At 65.7% G+C, this 18,848-nt stretch carries 9 protein-coding genes; 5 read left to right on the top strand and 4 right to left on the bottom strand.

Annotation, left to right across the window (positions count from 1 at the left end):
• Window positions 1-58: 58 nt before the first annotated feature.
• The 3 genes from JQX08_RS08775 to recQ all read right to left on the bottom strand — a co-directional run bounded on the left by JQX08_RS08775 (window position 59) and on the right by recQ (window position 4,458).
• Window positions 59-1,069: a DUF2804 domain-containing protein gene (locus JQX08_RS08775; protein ID WP_205347990.1), complete on the bottom strand. Its 1,011-nt coding sequence runs from the start codon at window positions 1,067-1,069 to the stop codon at window positions 59-61.
• Window positions 1,069-2,232 carry a diguanylate cyclase domain-containing protein gene (locus tag JQX08_RS08770; RefSeq protein ID WP_205347989.1) on the bottom strand — a complete coding sequence of 388 codons (1,164 nt, stop codon included), beginning with the start codon at window positions 2,230-2,232 and terminating at the stop codon, window positions 1,069-1,071. The genes JQX08_RS08775 and JQX08_RS08770 overlap by 1 nt, the downstream gene beginning before the upstream one ends.
• Before the next feature lie 90 nt (window positions 2,233-2,322).
• Window positions 2,323-4,458 carry a DNA helicase RecQ gene (recQ, locus tag JQX08_RS08765; protein ID WP_205347988.1) on the bottom strand — a complete coding sequence of 712 codons (2,136 nt, stop codon included), beginning with the start codon at window positions 4,456-4,458 and terminating at the stop codon, window positions 2,323-2,325.
• A gap of 212 nt (window positions 4,459-4,670) precedes the next feature.
• Here recQ and JQX08_RS08760 point away from each other — a divergent pair, with 212 nt between their 5' ends.
• The 4 genes from JQX08_RS08760 to lapD all read left to right on the top strand — a co-directional run bounded on the left by JQX08_RS08760 (window position 4,671) and on the right by lapD (window position 8,383).
• A complete protein-coding gene (locus JQX08_RS08760) occupies window positions 4,671-5,258 on the top strand; it encodes a UPF0149 family protein (RefSeq protein WP_205347987.1) in 588 nt (195 codons plus the stop codon).
• A gap of 4 nt (window positions 5,259-5,262) precedes the next feature.
• Complete coding sequence (locus tag JQX08_RS08755) at window positions 5,263-5,661, top strand: YbaN family protein (protein WP_205347986.1); 399 nt, start codon at window positions 5,263-5,265, stop codon at window positions 5,659-5,661.
• A gap of 61 nt (window positions 5,662-5,722) precedes the next feature.
• Window positions 5,723-6,418 (top strand): cysteine protease LapG, encoded by a 696-nt coding sequence (lapG, locus tag JQX08_RS08750; RefSeq protein ID WP_205347985.1) that lies wholly within the window; start codon window positions 5,723-5,725, stop codon window positions 6,416-6,418.
• 9 nt (window positions 6,419-6,427) lie between these two features.
• The gene (gene lapD, locus JQX08_RS08745) at window positions 6,428-8,383 is read left to right on the top strand and encodes a cyclic di-GMP receptor LapD (RefSeq protein ID WP_205347984.1); all 1,956 of its coding nucleotides are present in this window, start codon (window positions 6,428-6,430) and stop codon (window positions 8,381-8,383) included.
• Window positions 8,384-8,474: 91 nt separating this feature from the next.
• Here lapD and JQX08_RS08740 read toward each other — a convergent pair whose 3' ends face one another.
• A complete protein-coding gene (locus tag JQX08_RS08740; RefSeq protein WP_205347983.1) occupies window positions 8,475-17,021 on the bottom strand; it encodes a retention module-containing protein in 8,547 nt (2,848 codons plus the stop codon).
• Window positions 17,022-17,485: 464 nt separating this feature from the next.
• Here JQX08_RS08740 and JQX08_RS08735 point away from each other — a divergent pair, with 464 nt between their 5' ends.
• Window positions 17,486-18,841 carry a TolC family outer membrane protein gene (locus tag JQX08_RS08735; RefSeq protein WP_205347982.1) on the top strand — a complete coding sequence of 452 codons (1,356 nt, stop codon included), beginning with the start codon at window positions 17,486-17,488 and terminating at the stop codon, window positions 18,839-18,841.
• The last annotated feature ends 7 nt before the right edge of the window (window positions 18,842-18,848 follow it).

The following is an 18,848-nucleotide window of genomic DNA, read 5'->3' as shown; positions in this document are numbered from 1 at the left end:
CTCACGGCAAGGCTAATTATTAGTCAACTAACCATATCGTAAACGGCTAGGCAAGCCTTCACCACTTCACGTACTGGTCCTCGACGAACCCCCACAGGTTGTCGATGCTCACCGCCGGCCGGCCATGGGGGCGCAATTCACCACGGAAACGCCCGAAAATCTGCTTGAAGTTGCTCGCCATGATGCCCAGGTTCATGCGCTCCTGATGCAGCCCGTGCGCCTCGAAGCGCAGCTCGACCTGGCCGTCGAACGAGCGGATGGTCCAGGGCCGCAGCGGCTCGTCGCGGTCGAACTCGAATCGCACGGTATCGACCTTGAGCAATTCACCATCTAGCCAGAAACAGTTCTCGGTGAAGCTGGTTTCATTGACCCCGCAGGACAGATTGAGGCCAACCCGCAGCGCCCCCGCCTGCCCCGACAGGCACGCCCAGTTCCAGCAGGTTTCCGGGCGCATGTAGCCGGCCGACCAGTCGTGGTGAGCGAAGGCACCGAGCTCGGCCAGGTCGAACTCGCCCAGCTCGCTGGTGATCTGCCCGGTGCAGCGCACCCCGGCGACCTTCTGCGCATACACCCAGCCGTTGGTGGCGGTCGGCGTGTTGAGGCACATCGGCTGGAACGCCGGCTCGGCCTCGCTGAACTGTGCGTCGATGCGCGTCCCGTCGCGCAACTCAACCAGCAGGCGCTTGTCCGCACCGCGATTCTCCAGGCGCAGCAGGTTGCGCCCGCTGCGCAGTTCGCAGATGCCGTCATTGGGGCGCTGCGAGAAGTCGGTGCCGAAGCCCAGTGGCAACTTGAACTGATGCTCGAGCATGCGCCCGCTGGCTGGATGGAACAGGTAGACGAAGCCGATCCCGGCCAGGCTCAGGCTGGCCAGCGCGCAGCCTCCGATCAGTTGGTCACTGATCAGGCCGAAGTACTGGAACTGGTGGAAGCGCCGCCACTTGGCCAGGCGGCCGAGCGGTCGGCCCATCGGCGAGCGGAAATCGAAATCGCGGTAATTGATCTCGTCCGGGGCCTGCTCGAACAGACCGAAGTGCGGCTGGCCGTTGGCCTGGATCAGGCGCTGCATCAGGCCACCACCTGGTTGCGGCCGAACGCCTTGGCCTCGTACAGAGCGCGGTCGGCATGCGCGTACAGCTGGGCGAACTCGCCGCCGTCCGCCGGCTGTACGCTGGCCACGCCGATCGACAGGGTGACCATCTCGGCGGTATCGGAACGTTCATGGCGCAACTTCAGCGCCTCCAGTGCGGCGCGCAGTTCTTCGGCGCGCTGCAAGGCCTGTGGCTGGCTGATGTCGTAGAGCAGCACGGCGAACTCCTCGCCGCCCAGGCGCACCGCCATGTCCAGCGGCCGCCGGGCCGCGTCGGCAACCACCGCCCCGGCACGCCGCAGCACCGCGTCGCCGGCCTGGTGGCCATAGTGGTCGTTGTAGGCCTTAAAGTGGTCGATGTCGCAGAGCAGCAGCGCCAGGGGCAGGCTTTCCCGCTGCGCCTGGCGCCACAGGCGCTCCAGCTGGCGGTCGAAGCTGCGCCGATTGTGCAGGCCTGTCAGGGCGTCGTGATCGGCGAGAATGCGCATCAGGCGGACCACTAGAAAGTGCTCGCGCGACTTGTATTCCAGCAGGTAGCAACCGACCAGGCCCATCAGGTTGCCGAACAGCAGAAACAGTACGTTGTTGATCAGCCGCGGCAGCACCAGGCCGGCCAGCAACTCGAAGGCGACATAGCCGATCAGCACCACCACGGAACTGGCCAGCGCTTCGGTGAGGCGCAGACCAGCGAGGAAGTAGGCGACCATGCAGATCAGCAGCAGGCCTTCGTAGGGGTAGCTCGGGTCGACGGTGTGGGCGACCGCCACCACCGCGGCAGCGCCAAGACCGGGGGCGAGAATGCAGGTGACGCTGAGTGGCACCAGCAGATGAATGTGGCGGCGGATCAGCAGCAGCAGGCCGCAGGCCAGCAACAGGGCGAGTACACCGATACGAATGGCGAACATCCACCAGCGCTCGGTCGACGCCGGCACTAGGAAGAAATCCAGCACGGCGAAAGCCAGCCACACCAGCATGCCGGCGCACAGGGTCAGCCGCCGGAGGTCGAAGCTGTCCTCCAGCATGTAGCGGCGGTATTCCTGTTCCAGGGTGCGAACGAAACGCAGGCGGCGAAAGCCAATGGCGAGCTGGTCGGCATAGGGGTTGGGACGCACGTCGTCCAACCAGGCTTGATGTGTTGTCACGCTTACCTCTTCTTCTGGAGGCCTTTCGACACCATATCGTCTTGAGACGCTCGTCACAAGTTTGTCGTCAGCGTTTTGGCGTGCGCCGGATCACACCTCGAATTCGGACTGCAACGCCGCTCGCACGCAGTGCAGCACGCCCTCCGGCACGCGTCCGGCGAACATCTCGGCCAGCTCAGACGCCGGCGGCAGCTCGCCGTCGCCATCGAGGAAGGCTTCCTGGATTTCGCCGAGCAGTTCCTCTGGCAAGTCCAGCGCCTGCTCCAGCGACAGCTGCTGTTCGCCGATGGCCTCGGCCAGCAAGCTGTAGACATTCTTCTCGGTGCACTGCAGCTGGTTGGCGATCTGCGCCGGGGTCATGCCAGCACGGGCCAGGCTGACCAGTTCGTGGCGCAGGTCGGTGACCTGCTTGGGCGCCTCACCCGCCTCCGCGCCGTTGAGCACGTCGAGGAAGGCCGCGCCGTAGCGTTCCAGCTTGCGCGCGCCGACGCCACTGACCCGCGCCAGCTCAGACAGCGAGCGCGGCTGGCTGCGCAACATTTCCAGCAAGGTGGCGTCGGGGAAGATGACGTAGGGCGGCACCGCATGTTCTTCGGCCAGCTTGCGGCGCAGTGCGCGCAGCGCTTCCCACTGGTCGCGCTCCTCGCCACGCACCAACTGGCTGGCTGCGCTCTTCGACTGGCCCTTGCCGCCCTGCTGCGGCTTGAGATCGCGGCGCAGCTCCAGGCTGACCTCGCCGCGCAGCAGCGGCCGGCAGGCGTCGGTCAGGCGCAGGCCGCCGAAGCCTTCCAGATCGACATCCACCAGACCGCGTGCGACGAGCTGGCGGAACAGCGAGCGCCACTCCGTCTCGGCCAGCGCCTTGCCGACGCCGAACACCGACAGGTGCTGATGACCCAGCCCACGCACCTTCTCGTTGTCGCGGCCAAGCAGGATGTCCACCAAGTGGCCGACGCCATAGCGCTGGCCGCTGCGGTATATCGCCGACAGCGCCTGGCGCGCCGCCTCGGTGGCGTCCCAGGTCTGCAGCTCGTCGACGCAGGTGTCGCAATGCCCGCAGGGTTGCGGCAGCTCCTCGTCGAAATAGGCGAGCAGCGCCTGACGGCGACAGCTGACCAGCTCGCAGAGGGCGAGCATGGCGTCCAGCTTGTGCTGCTCGAGGCGCTTGTGGCGCTCGTCGCCTTCGGAGTTCTGCAGCATCTGCTTGAGGAAGATCACGTCCTGCAGGCCGTAAGCCATCCAGGCGTCCGCCGGCAGGCCGTCGCGGCCGGCGCGGCCGGTTTCCTGGTAATAGGCTTCCAGCGACTTGGGCAGGTCCAAGTGCGCGACGTAACGCACGTTGGGCTTGTCGATGCCCATGCCGAAGGCGATGGTGGCCACCATGATCAGTCCTTCCTCGTTGAGGAAGCGCTTCTGGTGATAGGCACGCAGCTCGCTGGCCAGCCCGGCGTGGTACGGCAGCGCCGGGAAGCCCTGTTCGCTGAGGTAGGCGGCGACCTCCTCGACCTTCTTGCGCGACAGGCAGTAGACGATGCCGGCGTCGCCCTTGCGCTCGGCGAGGAAGCCGAGCAGCTGCTTGCGCGGATTATCCTTGGGCACGATGCGGTAGAAGATGTTCGGCCGGTCGAAGCTCGACAGGAAGCGCTCGGCGTTCTGCAGGTGCAGGCGCTGGACGATCTCCTCGCGGGTGCGCATGTCCGCCGTGGCGGTCAGCGCGATGCGCGGCACGTCGGGGAACAGCTCGGCGAGCTGGCCCAGTTGCAGGTACTCGGGACGGAAGTCATGGCCCCACTGCGACACGCAGTGCGCCTCGTCGATGGCGAACAGGCCGATGTCCAGGCGCTGCAGGAAGGCCAGCATGCGCGGCTGTACCAGGCGCTCGGGCGCCAGATAGAGCAGCTTGATCTCGCCGCGGCGCAGACGCTCGGCGATTTCGCGCTGCTCGTCGGCGCTCTGCGTCGAATTCAACGCCACCGCGGCGACCCCCAGTTCGTCGAGGGTGGCGACCTGGTCGTCCATCAGCGCGATCAGCGGCGACACCACCACCGCCAGGCCATCACGCAGCAGCGCCGGGACCTGGAAGCACAGCGACTTGCCGCCGCCGGTCGGCATCAGCACCAGCGCGTCGCCGCCACTGGCCACGCGCTCGATGATCGCGCCCTGCTGGCCACGGAAACGGTCGTAGCCGAATACGTCCTTGAGGATGCGCAGCGCCGGTTCGAGCATGAAAACCCCGTGAATCGAAGGATCGGCGCCGCGGCAAGAGCCGTCGCCAGGAAAAGTCGCGCAGTATACGCGAGCCTCCCCCACCCGCGGCTGACGTCCATCGCGTTGCCACCGATCAGCCCTGGGCCAAGAATTTTCCCGCAACACGGGCGCTGGGCACGCTAACCGGGCTAAAATCCAGCCTTGTCATCTTCCCTCAAGGTAGCCGTACGATGTCCTTCGCCGAGCAATTGACCCGCCTGCAAGCTTTTCTCGATGCCGATGAGCTGCACGAGGAAGCCTTGGACTACATTGCCGCCCACGGCTACCTGACCGCGCTGTCGATCTGCCCGCAGCCGGTACCGGACCGCGAATGGATCGATGCGCTGTTCGCCGAGCCGCCGCACTACAGCGACGACACCCAGCGCGAAGCGGTGGAAAGCACCCTGGTGCAGCTCAAGGCGCACATCACCCGCCTGCTCGCCGCCGACGACGACCTCGAGCTGCCGTGCGACATCGACCTCGGTGACGATCCGGACGACTCCGACATCCGCGGCTGGTGCATCGGCTTCATGGAAGGCGTGTTCCTGCGCGAAGGCGTGTGGTTCGAGGACGCCGAAGACGAAGTCAGCGAGCTGCTGCTGCCGATCATGGTCGGTTCCGGCCTGTTCGACGAACAACCCGAGTTCAGCGACATCGCGCACAACCGCGAGCTGGCCGACGACATGGTCGACCAGATTCCGGAAGCACTGACCGCGCTGTTCCTGCTGTTCAACGCCCCGGAAGAGAAGCCTGCGCTGCTCAAGCCCCGTCACCACTGAGCCGATGAGCCGGACCCTGCGCCAGAGCCAGCACCGTAGCCTGCGCTATGTGCTGCTGGCGATCGGCTGGCTGAGCGTGGCGCTCGGCGTGATCGGCATTTTTCTGCCGGTGCTGCCCACCACGCCGTTCCTGCTCCTCGCCGCCGCCTGCTTTGCGCGCAGTTCCGAACGCTTCTACCGCTGGCTCACCGAGCATCCTCGGCTCGGCCCGTGGATCCGCGACTACCTCGATGGCAACGGCATCCCGCTCAAGGGCAAGGTTTACGCCATCGGCCTGATGTGGCTGAGCATCGGCTTTTCCTGCTACCTGGTGCAGCGCCCCTGGGCCCAGGCGTTCATGCTGACCAGCGCGGTGCTGGTCAGCGCCTACATCCTCAAGCAAAAAACCCTGCCCAGCCGCTGAATTCACCGCAAAGTAGTGGCGCATTGCCTAGACTTCTCGCATTCCCCGCAGAGGTTGGCGTATGCCCGCTCGGCAGCCCGCTCATGGACGACTCCGGCTCCCGCCAGGCCTGCGGCCCTGCGCGCTGCTCGTCCTTCTGGTAGCGCTGACGGCACTCAGTGCCGACTGGGATTTCACCCTCATCCTGCAGAACGCCGAAAAGCAGCACGGCAACCTCGGTGCTGCGCGCGAACGCATCCAGGCCTGGGGCCAACTGATCGACGCCAGTGTCGATTTGCCCGAGGCCGACAAGCTGAAGACCGTCAACGCCTTCTTCAATCGGCAACTGCGCTTCGTCGATGACAGCCGCAACTGGAGCCAGGCCGACTACTGGGCCACCCCGGTCGAGGCACTGATCAAGGCGGCCGGCGATTGCGAGGACTACTCGATCGCCAAGTACTTCACCCTGCGCCGTCTCGGCATCCCCGCCGAGAAGCTGCGCATCACCTACGTCAAGGCGCTGAAACAGAACCAGGCGCACATGGTGCTGACCTACTACGCCAGCCCGAGTGCCGAGCCGCTGGTGCTGGACAACCTGATCGGCGAAATCCGCCCCGCCTCGCAACGCAAGGATCTGCTGCCGGTGTACGCCTTCAACGCCGAAGGCCTGTACCTACCCGGCAGCTCGGGGAAGAAAAGCGATACCAAGAAACTCTCGCGCTGGCAGGACCTGCTGAAAAAGATGCGCGCTGAAGGCTTCGCCATTGGCGAGGGTTAGGAGGGAAGTATGTCTCTGCTCAAGCAACTGTTTATCGCCATCTGCCTGTTCATGGTGGTGGCGTTCACCGGCAGCTTCATTTCCGGGGTGGAAAACTCGCGCGAACAGCTGCGCGAACAGTTGCGCTCGCACGCCCAGGACGCGGCCACCGCGCTGGGCCTGTCGATGACACCGCACATCGACGACCCGGCGATGATCGAACTGATGGTCAGCTCGATCTTCGACAGCGGCTACTTCGCCACCATCCGCGTAGTGCGCATTCCCGGCGACGAGGTGATCGTCGAACGGCGCACCACCACCACGTCGGACAAGGTACCGCGCTGGTTCATCAAGCTGGTCAACCTGCAGCCGCAGGGCGGCGACGCGCTGATCATGCGCGGCTGGGAACAGGCCGCGCGGGTCGAAGTGCTCAGCCATCCGCAGTTCGCCCTCACCCGCCTGTGGGACAGTGCGATCGGCAGCCTGCTCTGGCTGCTCGCCTGCGGCCTGGTCAGCGCGGTACTCGGCGCCTGGCTGCTGCGCACCCAGCTGCGCCCGCTCGACAACATGGTGCAGCAGGCCCAGGCGATCAGCCGTCGCGAATTCTTCACCCTGCCCAAGGTGCCGCGCACGCCAGAGCTCAAGCGCGTGGTGCTGGCGATGAACCAGATGGTCGAGAAGCTCAAGACGCTGTTCGCCGAAGAAGCCTCGCGCAGCGAGAAACTGCGTGAGGAGGCCTACCAGGACAGCCTGACCGGGCTGGCCAATCGGCGCCTGTTCGACATCAGCCTGGCCAACCAACTGATCGCCAACGAGCAGAACACCGAAGGCTACCTGCTGCTGCTGCGCGTCAACGACCTCGGCGGACTCAACCAGCGCCTCGGCGGGCAGCGCACCGACGCGCTGATCAGCGCCATCGGCGAGCAGCTCAAGCGCCTGCTCGAGCCGGCCGAGCGCAGCGACTGGCTCGCCTCGCGCAGCCGCGGCGGCGAGTTCACCCTGCTCGCCCCCGGGCTGTCCGGCGAGGAAGCCGAGCGTCTGGCGCGGCAGCTGAGCGACGGCCTGGACAGCCTGCGCCAGACCGGCGCCAGCGACGTCACCCCGGTCGCCCACCTGGGCATCGCCGCGTTCCGCCCCGGCGAAGCGGCCGGCCAGGTGATCGGTCGCGCCGACCAGGCCCTGGCCCAGGCGCAGACTCACCCGGAACGCCCGTGGGAGCGTCTCGACGACTTCGCCAGCGCGCCGACCCAGGGGCTCAGCGACTGGCGCGGCTGGATCGACGATGCACTGAACAAGCGCCAGCTGCAGCTGTATTTCCAGCCGGTGATGACCTGCGCCGAGCAGCCCGAGCTGCTGCACTACAAGGTGCTCGCGCGGCTGCTCGATCCGCGGGGCGAAGCCATCGCCGCCGGCCGCTTCCTGCCGTGGATCGAACGCCTGGGCTGGGCCGCGCGCCTCGACCTCGCGATGCTCGAACACTGCCTGGCGCACCTCGCCCAGCACCCGCAGCCGCTGGCGCTGAGCCTGTCGTCCGCCACTGTGCATGACGCGGCGAGCTTCGGCCGCCTACTCGGCCTGCTCAAGGAGCACCCGCAGCTGGCCAGCCTGCTGATCCTCGAAGTCGACGAGCGCCACCTGCCACCGCCGGCCGAGCTGGAAAAACTCAGCCAGGCGATTCGCGACGCCGGCTTCGGCTTCGGCCTGCAGCACTTCGGCGGGCGTTTCAGCCTGATCGGCAACCTCACTCACCTCGGCCTGGCGTACTTGAAGGTGGATGGCACCTACATCCGTGCGATCGATCAGGAAGGCGACAAGCGCCTGTTCATCGAAGCGATGTTCCGCGCCACCAACAGCATCGACCTGCCGCTGATCGCCGAAATGGTGGAAACCCCCGGCGAGCTGGTGGCGCTGCGCGAGCTGGGCATCCATGGCGCAATGGGCCGCGCCATCGGCGCACCGGCGCCGTGGCCGACGGCGGACAGCTAAGCGCCGGTTTACCGCAGACCAAGCCGCTCAAGATCGGGGCTACAGAAAAACGAAACGCCGCATTAGCGGCGTTCGTTTTTCCGAGTATCCGTCAGACCGTGTCGACCTTCAGCGAGTGGTCATTCAGCATGTTGTTGATGATGGTCGCGCTGTCTCCGGCGGAGACGATGCCCCCGCTGTTCGGGGTAACCCCGTAGTGCGCGGCGAGGTCGACGCCCTGCAGCTCGATGTTCTGCACCTTCGGCCCGTCGGCGACCACGCTGGCACTGATCAGCGTGTTGCCGCCGGAGATGCTGAAGCTCAGCAGGTTATCCAGCGTGTCGACCAGGCTGCCCGACGGCACGCCGGAAAGCGCGCCCTGCAGCAGGTCGTGCAGGTTGAGCACATCCTTGTTGGCAGCATCGCTGGCCAGGGTGAAGTCGCTGATCACGTCATGTCCGGTGTCGCCGGCCAGCCACTTGAACACGTCGTTGCCGGCCCCGCCGCTGAGTTGGTCATCCCCCGCCCCGCCGATCAGCAGGTCGTTGCCGCCCTGGCCGAACAGCCAGTCGTTGCCGGCGCCGCCTTCCAGGGTGTCGTTACCGCCCGAATTGGCCACCGATGCGCCCAGTTGCTCGGCGTTGGTCTGCACGAAGCTCAGCAGTTGCGCCTGACTCGGCGCCACCCCGGCGTTCTGCGCGGTGAGGTAATCGACCAGCACCTGGTAGCCCGGCGTCGCGCTGCCATAGGCACCCGGCAGCCAGCTAGTGTTCAGCGAATCGCCGAAGATCAGGTCGTCACCGGCTGCGCCCACCAGATGGTCGTTGCCGAGGGTGGCCGGCACCGTGGTGGTGTGGCCCGGATCGAGCTCGGCGAACAGCGCGGTCGCGGTGGTGACGATGGTCGGTTCACCAATCGGCGCGGTTACCGACGAGCCGCCCTGCGAGTAGACCGCCGTACCGTGCGCATTGGTGTCGTCGAAGAAGCGCAGGATATCGGCGTTGACCCCGGTACCGATGCCGATGGCATGCACGTCGGCCCTGGCCATCAGCGTCGCCGCGTCGTCCAGCGCGTTGTTCACGTCGGCAAAGTTCACCGTGTCACCAGAGTTGGTGTTGCCGTTGTGCACGGTCGGGTTGCCGTCGGTGAGGAAGTACGCCAGGTTCTGGTAGTGATTGCCTTCGATACCGGCGAACCAGGCGTTGGCCTGCTGCAGCGCCGCCTCGTAGTTGGTCGAGCCCGTCGCCGTCAGCTTGTCGAGCGCATTGTTGGACTCGTCGAGCTTGGCCAGCACCTGCTCGGCGGTACCGGAAAGCAGCAGCACGGCCGAGGTATTGAAGCCGATCAGCGCCAGGTTGACGTGGCCATTGAAGCCCTCCAGACCGTTGACGAAGTTCTTCACCGCGGCCTTGAGCAGGTCGAGTCGGCTGGCGTAGCCGCCCTTGCCATCCGGGTCGTTGTCCATGCTGCCGGAGCGGTCGAGGATCAGCGCGATGTTGTAGTCCTTGCCGGGGATCACCCGGGTCTGGTTGCCACCCACATCGCCGATCAGCACGTCCTTGCCGTAGGTGCCGACGATGTCGCCGGCCTTGTCCGCATCGAACGGACTCGGCACGGTGTGCACCACCGTCGAACTGCCCTGGTCGTTGGCGTTGCTGCCGACCACCAGCACCGAAAGGTCGCTCTTCAGGCACAGCTCCAGGTTGGCGCTGGAGAGGTCGCCGTCGCCGTCCTGCACGGTGTAGGTGAACAGCTCGCTGAGCTTGCCATCGTCGTCGAACGGCAGGTTGGCATTGGCGGTGAAGCTGTACTCGCCGACCGGGTGACCGGCCACCGCCTTCAGCTGCACGGTCAGCGTGCCGTACTCGGTGACCAGGGTCAGCTTGCCGCCGCTGAAACTGGCGCTGAGCGCCCCGCTGCCACTGCCGCTGACCACGATGCCGCTGTCGCTGGCATTGAGGCTGTAGGTCTTGCCGTCGACTTCCACCGCAACGATCTTGTCGATGCCGTCGGCGCCGGCCACGTCGTTGCTGAGCAGGTTGCCGTGCACCTCGCCGCCGAGGTTGACCAGGCCGAGCAACGTGGTCGCCAGGTCGGCCGGCGAGCTGGTGATCGCGTCACCGCTGCTGGCGATCGGATTGAGGTTGGGCCAGTTGGACGACGAGGTCTCGATGCCGATCGAGTAGACCACCAGATTATTGGTGGCAGCATTGCCATCGCCATCAGCATTGCCGATGAAGGTGACCCACGGGTTGGTCAGCGCGCTGCCGGTGGTGCCGCGGTTCGGCTCGCCGTCGGAGATGAAGTACACGCGGTGCAGCTGGTCGCCGGTGTCCGGGCCGATGTCCGCCTGGATCTGCGTCTTGGCCAGAGCCAGCGCGGCCTGGTAGTTGGTGTACTGGTTGTCGCCCGAATACACCGCCAGCGTGTCGATCTTGGCCTGCAGCGCGGTGTAGCCGGCGTCGCTGGTCGAGTCGAACTGGTAGTCGCCGAGGTTGGCCGCGGCGGTGCCGAAGGTGATCAGGTTGACGTGCACCTGCGCACCGGACTGCGCGTAGGACTCGACCAGCTTGTCGACCGCCTCCTTCAACTTGCCGAGTTTGTCGCCGGCCATGCTGCCGGACAGGTCGAGCACCAGGGTGACGTTGACGGTCGGCGCGGTCTTGATGTCGATGCAGGCCGGCTTGTCGTCCTCGGCCTTGGGCGCGTCGTCGACGATGCGGATGTCCAGCGTCGCGTCGTCGGTCGAGCCGTTGGCGTCGGTGGCCAGCACGGTGAACTGCTTGTCGACGCCGGTGCCGCTGACCAGCGGGTTGTCGGTCAGCTGGTAAGTGTAGCTGAAGGTCTTGCTGGCCGCGTCGTAGGCGGTGATCTTCAGGGTGCCGACCGCATCGCTGAGGGTCAGCGGGGTGAAGGTGCCGTTGTTGAACACCACCTGGCCATTGACCGTCACACTGGCCAGGCCGTCCGGCGCGCTGACGCTAAAGCTGCCGTTCTGCAGCAGCGCACTCGGCTGCGGCGCGCTGCCATCGCCGAGGTTGGCCTCGTAGACGGTCACTTCGCCGCCCTGCACGTCCAGCCCATGCAGGGTCACCGGGTCGTCCTGGCCGGTGAGGTCGATGGTCAGCTTGGCAGTGGAGATGTCGCCGTCCTTGTCCTGCATGGTGTATTGCAGGCTGTGGCTGACCTGGCCGAGCAGCGCCAGGGTGTCCGGATCGGCGTTATTGAGCACGTACTTGTAGGTGCCGTTGGCGTTCAGAGTCAGCGTGCCGTAGCGGCTGAGCTCGGCGATTGCTGTGACATTCGCCGAGGCGTTCCAGCCGACGAACTGCTTGCCGCCGTCGGCGCCGGCCAGGTCATTGGTCAGCACGTTGCCGTTCACCGTGGTCGCGCTGCTGCCGGCGGTCAGGCTGGCATAGTCATCGACCGCTTGCGGGCCATCGTCCTTGAAGCTGAGCAGCTTGCTGATGTCCACCGAAGTCGAGGCGGAATCGCCGTCGTTGTCGGTAATCGTCCCAGTCAAGTGAATGACGTTGTCGTTGAGGGACTTGGCCTCGTCCGGATCGTTGGTCGGGTGGACGATGGCGCGCTTCTGATCGAGCGTCACCATGCCGGTGGCGGAGTCGATGCTGAGGCGGAACACCAGGGCGTTGCTATCCGCCGTGCGCCCTTCCACCGCAGTGCCGGCGGCGTTCAGCGAGAGCAGCACCTTCTGCCCGGTGGCGGTGTCGACCAGCCCGGAATCCACACCGTCGCTCGCCACGCCGAGCTTGTAGGTGAGGGATTTCGCTCCGTCGGCGCCGGCCTGGGCGATAAACACGCCGCTGAAGTCGTGCTGGGCATCGTCCAACAGGTTGCTCTCATCGACCTGCAACAGCCGGCCCCAGACCACGTTGACGCTGACGTCGTTGTAGTCGTAATCGGAGTTGTTGGTCTGGTCTTCCCAGTTCTGGTTGCCCGCCGCACTGGTGTCCTGCAGGTGTGCGCCGCCGGGATTCAGGCTGGCATCGCTGAACAGCACATTGGCGCCGTCCGCCCCCGTCAGCGGCGAGCCGCCTAGGAACGCTTGCCACTTGCCGCCGACCAGTTGGAAGGTCACGGTGTCCCCATTGTCCAGGCCGGCGTTCTGCGCCCCGTTGGGGATGATGAAGAAGCCCACCTGCTCCGGATCGAGACCGTCCAGGCTGGCACTGTCGCCGACATCCTGGTTGTGCACGTTGCTCCACAGCACCTTGCCGCTGACCGGCTCGCCATCCGCGCCCTTGATGTAGTAGCCGTAGCTGTTGCTGTAGCCGGCATCACTGCCCATGAAGGTGACCGAGGAATGCCCGTCGCCGAGGCCGCTGGCCTGGATGGTCGGTACATCGTCGTTGATGGTCACGCTGAGCGTGGCGCTGGCCTGGTCGTTGTCGCCATCGGTCACGGTGTAGCCGATCTTCAGGACGAAGTTGTTCTCGTCGTTACCCTTGGCATGCATGATCGGCTGCAGCAGTTCGACCGTGTAGGCGCCCGTCGCGGTGTCGGTGATCTGCACGCGGATCACCTCGCCACGCGCGGTGGACAGGGTCAGCGTGTGGGTCGCCGGATCCCACTGCGAATCGGTGACGTCCTCGGTGCCGAGCTTGTCCGGTCCGCTCAGTTCGATGGACTTGAAGCCATCGGCGCCGGCCTTGTAGCTCAAGGTGCCCTCGATCACGGTGTCTTCGCCCGGCACGTCGCCGAGCCCGGCGTTCGGAATGCCGTGAGCCAGCCCCTCGTCGTCCAGTTTGTCGGTGGCGGTGACGCTCTTGGCTGTGGGGATATCGTCCTGCACGTCGATCACGAAGTAGCCGGTGTCGAACAAGTCCTGCAACGGATCGCCGTCGCCATCGGTGGCGGTGATCAGCGTCGAGAAATCGATCGCCATGCCGTTGTCACCGAGCAGCTCGCCGTCGCCACCCTCGGGGTCCGGGTGGTCCAGTGGCCCGAGCAGCGTGAAGGAGTATCCGCCATCGGCGTTCACCGTCAGGGTGAAGACCGGATAGCCGTCGCCCAGCAGGTCACCGACATAGGCTGTCAGGGTGCTGCCCTCGACCTTGTAGTTCAGCTCCTGCTCACCGGAGGTCAGGTGCTGACCGATCAGGTTCTGCAACGCATCCGTTTCTTGGCTGAGGCCGAACTTGCCGGGGCCGTCGGCGCCGAAATGCACCATTGCGCTGAGCGCGCCGGGCCCGCCAACCACCGTGAGGCGCTGGCCAGGATCGTCGTTGCCCTCGTAGGGACTGTGCAGCGCATCTTCGTTGACGGTGCCGCCGACCGGGCAGTTGGGCGCCGCGGCCAGGGTCGGCACGTCGTCCTCGACGTCGATCACGAAGCTGCCGGCCGGGAAGCCGCCCTTGACCGGGTCGCCATCGCCATCCGTGGCCGTCAGCAGGCCGGAGAAATCGATGCCTTCACCGGTTGCCGAGTGATAGAACTCGCCGTCGTCGCCGTCCGTTTCCGGATGATCCAGCGGCCCGAGCAGCGTGAAGGTGAAGCTGCCGTCGGCGTTCACCACCAGCTTGAACACCGGGTAGGCACCGGCCTCAGTGCCGGACACCGACGCAGTCAGGGTGTTGCCGACCACGCTGTAGGTCAGCGCCTTGCCGCCGGAGGTGAGGTGCTGGTCGTTCAGCGTGCCCAGCGCCGCTGCGCTGCCGGATAGCCCGAAGCTGCCCGGACCATCGGCACCGAAGCTCACCAGGCTGTGCAGCGCACCCACGCCACCGACAACCTGCAACTGCTGGCCGGCGTCGTCATTGCCGTTGTACGGTGAATTCAGCGCGTCCTCGTTGACCACGCCGCGCACCGCCTCGAAGCCCTCGCCACACACCACCGGGGTGTCGTCGTCGACCCTGATGACCAGACTGCCGAGGCCCAGCGCGGTGTCGCCGTCGCCATCGGTGACCTGGTAGTTGAGGGTGAAGGTCACATCGTTTTCGTTCAGGCCCGGCGCGTGGCGCACTGCCGCCACCTGCTGCACCTCGTAGGCACCGGTGGCGCTGTCGAGGGTGACGCGGATGACCGTCGCGCCGCCCTGCTGGATCAGCAGCGCGCCTTCGTCGTCGACCACATAGCTGAAGCCCGCTGGCGCGCTACCCGGGGTCCAGGCGATGGTGCCGGGGCCGTCGGCGCCGAACTCATGGTTGAGCGTGCCAGTCGCGTTGACGGTGTCCGGATCGGCGTCGCCGGTGCCGCCCGGATTGCCGCCGTCTAGGGCGTCGTCGTCGAGGCGCACCTGCGGATTGCGGCCGACCAGCGGCATGTCGTCGACGATGTCGATGGTCAGGGTGCCAATCCCGGTATTGCCATTCTCATCGGTGACCAGGAACTGGAAGGTCTCGGTCGCCTGCTTGTTGTGGCCGTTGTCGCCGGTCGGGCTGCTGGCTGGCGAGGTCAGGGTGTAGGTGTAAGTGCCGTCCTCGTTCAGCTCCAGGTTGCCGTAGGTACCGCCAGCCGGGCTGATCAGGGTGAAGGTGTACTGGCCGACGCCACCGTTGCCGGTCAGCGTGCCGGTGGCAATTTCATCGGGACTGTTCGGATCGGTGCCGATGCTCAGCGCCGCCTCGCGGACGCAGGTGTCGGCCTGGGCGTCCACGCCACCGATCACCGTGATGCCGCCAACGTCGATGGTCAGCGTGGTGGTGCTCAGATCACCATCGGCATCGACGATGGTGTAGGTGAACACGTCCACCGCGCCTTCGCTCACGCTGTCGGCGGTGCTGTGGTAGCTGTAGCTGCCGTCGGCGTTGAGGATCAGGGTGCCGAAGCTGCCGACGATGCCGGTGCCGCCCAGGCCACCGCTGGCCGGGGTAAGCACGTCATTGCCGGCGCGCACGCCGACCACCGCGCTGGTACCCGGACCATCGGCGCCGAAACCGTCGGCCACCGAACCCAAGCCGTCGCCGAGCACCACGTTGCCTTCGACCGTGCCGCCTTCGACCACGGTCGCGGTATCCGCCTGCGCGGTGGGCGTGTCGTCGAAGATATTGATGGTCAGGGTGCCGATTCCGGTGTTGCCGTTGTCATCGGTCACCAGGAACTGGAAGGTTTCGGTCGCCTGCTGATTTTGGCCGTTGTCGCCGGTCGGCGTACTGGCCGTGCCGGTCAGGGTGTAGGTGTAGGTACCGTCCCCATTGAGCACCAGGTTGCCGTAGGTGCCGCTAGCGGCGCTGATCAGGCTGAAGGTGTAGCCACCCACGCCGCCATTGCCGGTCAGTGTGCCGCTGGCGGCTTCATCGGGGCTGTCCGGATCGGAACCGATGCTCAGCGCCGCTTCGCGCACGCTGGTATCAGCCTCGGCATCTACGCCGCCGATGATGGTGATGCCGCCGACGTCGATGGTCAGCGTGGTGGTGCTCAGGTCACCATCGGCGTCGACGATGGTGTAGGTGAACACGTCCACCGCGCCTTCGTTCGCCCCGTCGGCGGTGCTGTGGTAGCTGTAACTGCCGTCGGCATTGAGGATCAGGGTACCGAAGCTGCCGGCGATTCCCGCGCCGCCCAGGCCGCCACTGGCCGGGGTGCCGACGTCGCCGCCGGCGCGCACGCCGACCACCGCGCTGACGCCCGGACCATCGGCACCGAAGCGGTCGGCCACCGCGCCGACGCCATCGCCGAGCACCACATTGCCTTCGACCGTGCCGCCTTCGACCACGGTGGCGGTATCGGCCAGCGCGGTGGGTACGTCGTCGATGATTTCGATGGTGATCTGCGCCGGCAACGAGGTGGCGTTGGTGTCGGACACCGTCAGGGTGAACACGTCGATTTCCGCGCCCGGCCCGTCGGTGCTCGGCCCATTCAGCTCGTAGCTGTAGGTCGCCACGCCGGTGGCGGGGTTGTAGCTGAGCACCGTCAGGGTGCCGTGGGTGCCGGCGAAGGTGCTGCCGGCCAGCTCGGCGATGGCCACGGTGGTGCCGTTGATGGTCACCGAGACCAGGTCGCTCAGGCCGTCCGCATCGAACAGGCGGAAGCTGCCGCCGGTGAATTCGCTGTCGGCCGCCGCATCGCTGCCATCCGGGTTGAGCCCGGCCTCGAAGACGAAGGCCCGGTCGCCGCCGGCCTGCGGCGCGTCGTAGGTCACCTCGACCTGCGGCACGTTGTTGACCAGCAAGAGTTCAGGATTGAAATCATCCCCCACCAGGAACTCCGGCCCAGCGGCCAGTCCCTCGGTGGGGAAGCCGATATTCACATCGACCGCGCCGCCAATCTCACTGAGCAGCACGAAGGAGTGACCACCCCCAGCGCCCCCGCTACCACCACCACTGCCGCCCCCCGGACCGGCGGCGGTCGCCTCGGCCGCCTGGGTCGGGTCGACGCCCGCCTCGATGGCCGCCTGCAGCTTCTCGACGTCGGTGAGGTCCTGCTCGCTCGGCGTCGCCGGCGCCACGTCGGTCGGCGGCAAGGTCGCGTCCTGCGGGCCGGCGAGCAATTGCGGCGTCAGGGCCAGGCTGCTGTCGCGCCCCAGCGTGAGCTCACTGCCATTGCTGAGGTCGATGGCGATGGCGCCGGCTGCGCCGGTCACCAATTGCTCGCCTGCGAATACGCGATCACCTGGGTGGAGCAACCGGTTCGTTCCGTCGCTCGCTACCGCGTGGACCTCGCCGATTACCTGCCTGACGACACCGATCGAAGTAGCCATGGCTCCTTCCTCTCCTACTGCTGCCGAACTCTGCCGGCACACCTTCAAAAGGTCGGTTCACCCTTCAAAACCGCAGGCCCAGGAAGAAGGCAATGGAGTGGAAACAGGTGCTGCGTAAAGAAAAAACGTAACGCGCCATAAAACCGTCACGCCACCTACAACCCTGAAATCACACTCGATTCATCCCCGCCCTAACGCTCCAAATTCGTGCTCGACCACCTGTACGAATCACGAGACCGCCCTGAAATCGCGCAATAGCGGCTCCCTCCCGCTGAAGAATGTGCTGCTTCTCACAAAGGGCATAAGACTTTTTCGTCATAGGCGCAGTAACAATTTTTTCTTAGCCAGATCCCAAAGTTGTTCTTATCTCTGATGTTACGAATACGAAACACACAACAGCCAATAAAAGCCAAAAAATTGGCGACAGGAACCTAGGGCAATTAAACACGGAATGGAGAAGTACCATGCGCGCCTTGACCCCCCTATGCAGCGGAGTGCTGCTGACGTTGGCCTGCGCTTCTACACAAGCGATGACTCTTGCCGAAGCGATTCAAAGCACCGTCGACAATCACCCCCAGATCAGCGCCAGCGTGAACAACCGTCTGTCCGCCGATGAAGACATCAAGTTCGCCAGGGGTGGTTACCTGCCAACCGTCGATGTGCTGGCCGGCTACGGTCGTGAACGCAGCGACAACCCGGATACCCGGGCGCAAGGCAATCACCACAAGGAAACCCTGAACTACACCGACTCGCAGCTGCGCCTGCGGCAGATGCTGTTCGACGGTTTCAACACCCCCAACGAAGTGGGCCGCACCGAGCAGGTGGCCAACTCGCGCGCCTACTACATCCAAGGCACCTCGGAGACGCTGGCGCTGCGCACCGTGGAGGTCTACCTCGATGTGCTGAAGCGCCGCGAGATGGTGGCGCTGGCCAAGAACAACCTGCAGGCGCACACCCGCATCGGCGACCAGATCGGCCTGCGCAAGGATCGCGGCGTGGGCAGTGCGGCGGACCTCGACCAGTCCGATGCGCGTCTGGCCCTGGCGCAGAACAACCTGTACACCGAAGAGGTCAACCTCGCCGATGCCGAGGCCAGCTTCTACAGCGTGGTCGGGCGCATGCCCGATGAACTGGTCACCCCCGGCACCATCAAGGGCGAAATCCCCGCCGACCTGATCGGCGCCCGGCAATCGGTGATCGACAACAACCCGCTGCTGAAATCGGCACAGGCCGACGTGTATGCCGCCGAGAAGCAGTACGAAGTCGCCAAGTCGCCGTTCTATCCGCGCCTCGACGCCGAACTGTCGACCCACGCCAACGACGACGTGGGCGGCGAGGAAGGCCACGACACCGGTTGGCGCGCCGGTCTGGCGGTCAACTACAACCTGTTCAACGGCATGCGCGACAAGGCGCGGCTGGAGTCCTCGGCGCACCAGATCAACCAGGCGATGGACATCCGCAACAACGCCCTGCGTGAGATCAACGAGAACGTGATGCTGGCCTGGAACGCCATGGACAACGCCCGCAAGCAGACGCCCAAGGCGCGCGAGTACGCGGACTTCACCTCCCGGGTGCGCGAGGCCTATCAGCAGCAGTTCGGTCTCGGCCAGCGCACCTTGCTCGACCTGCTGGACAGCGAGAACGAACTGTTCACCGCCAACCGCCGCTACGTCGAAGTGCGCTATCTCGAAGAGTTCTCCATGTACCGCCTGCAGGCGGCCACCGGCGATCTGCTGCGCAAACAGGGCACGGTCCTGCCGGCCGAGGCTACCGCCTTGACCGAAGTGAAGAACCAGGCCCGCCTGCCGGAAATGAAGTAGGCCCAGC

The sequence above is a fragment of the Zestomonas insulae genome (assembly GCF_016901015.1).
GTDB classification, from domain to species: Bacteria; Pseudomonadota; Gammaproteobacteria; order Pseudomonadales; family Pseudomonadaceae; genus Aquipseudomonas; species Aquipseudomonas insulae.
Note: the sequence above shows the minus strand (reverse complement) of the source record. Positions and strands in the feature narration are given on the sequence as shown.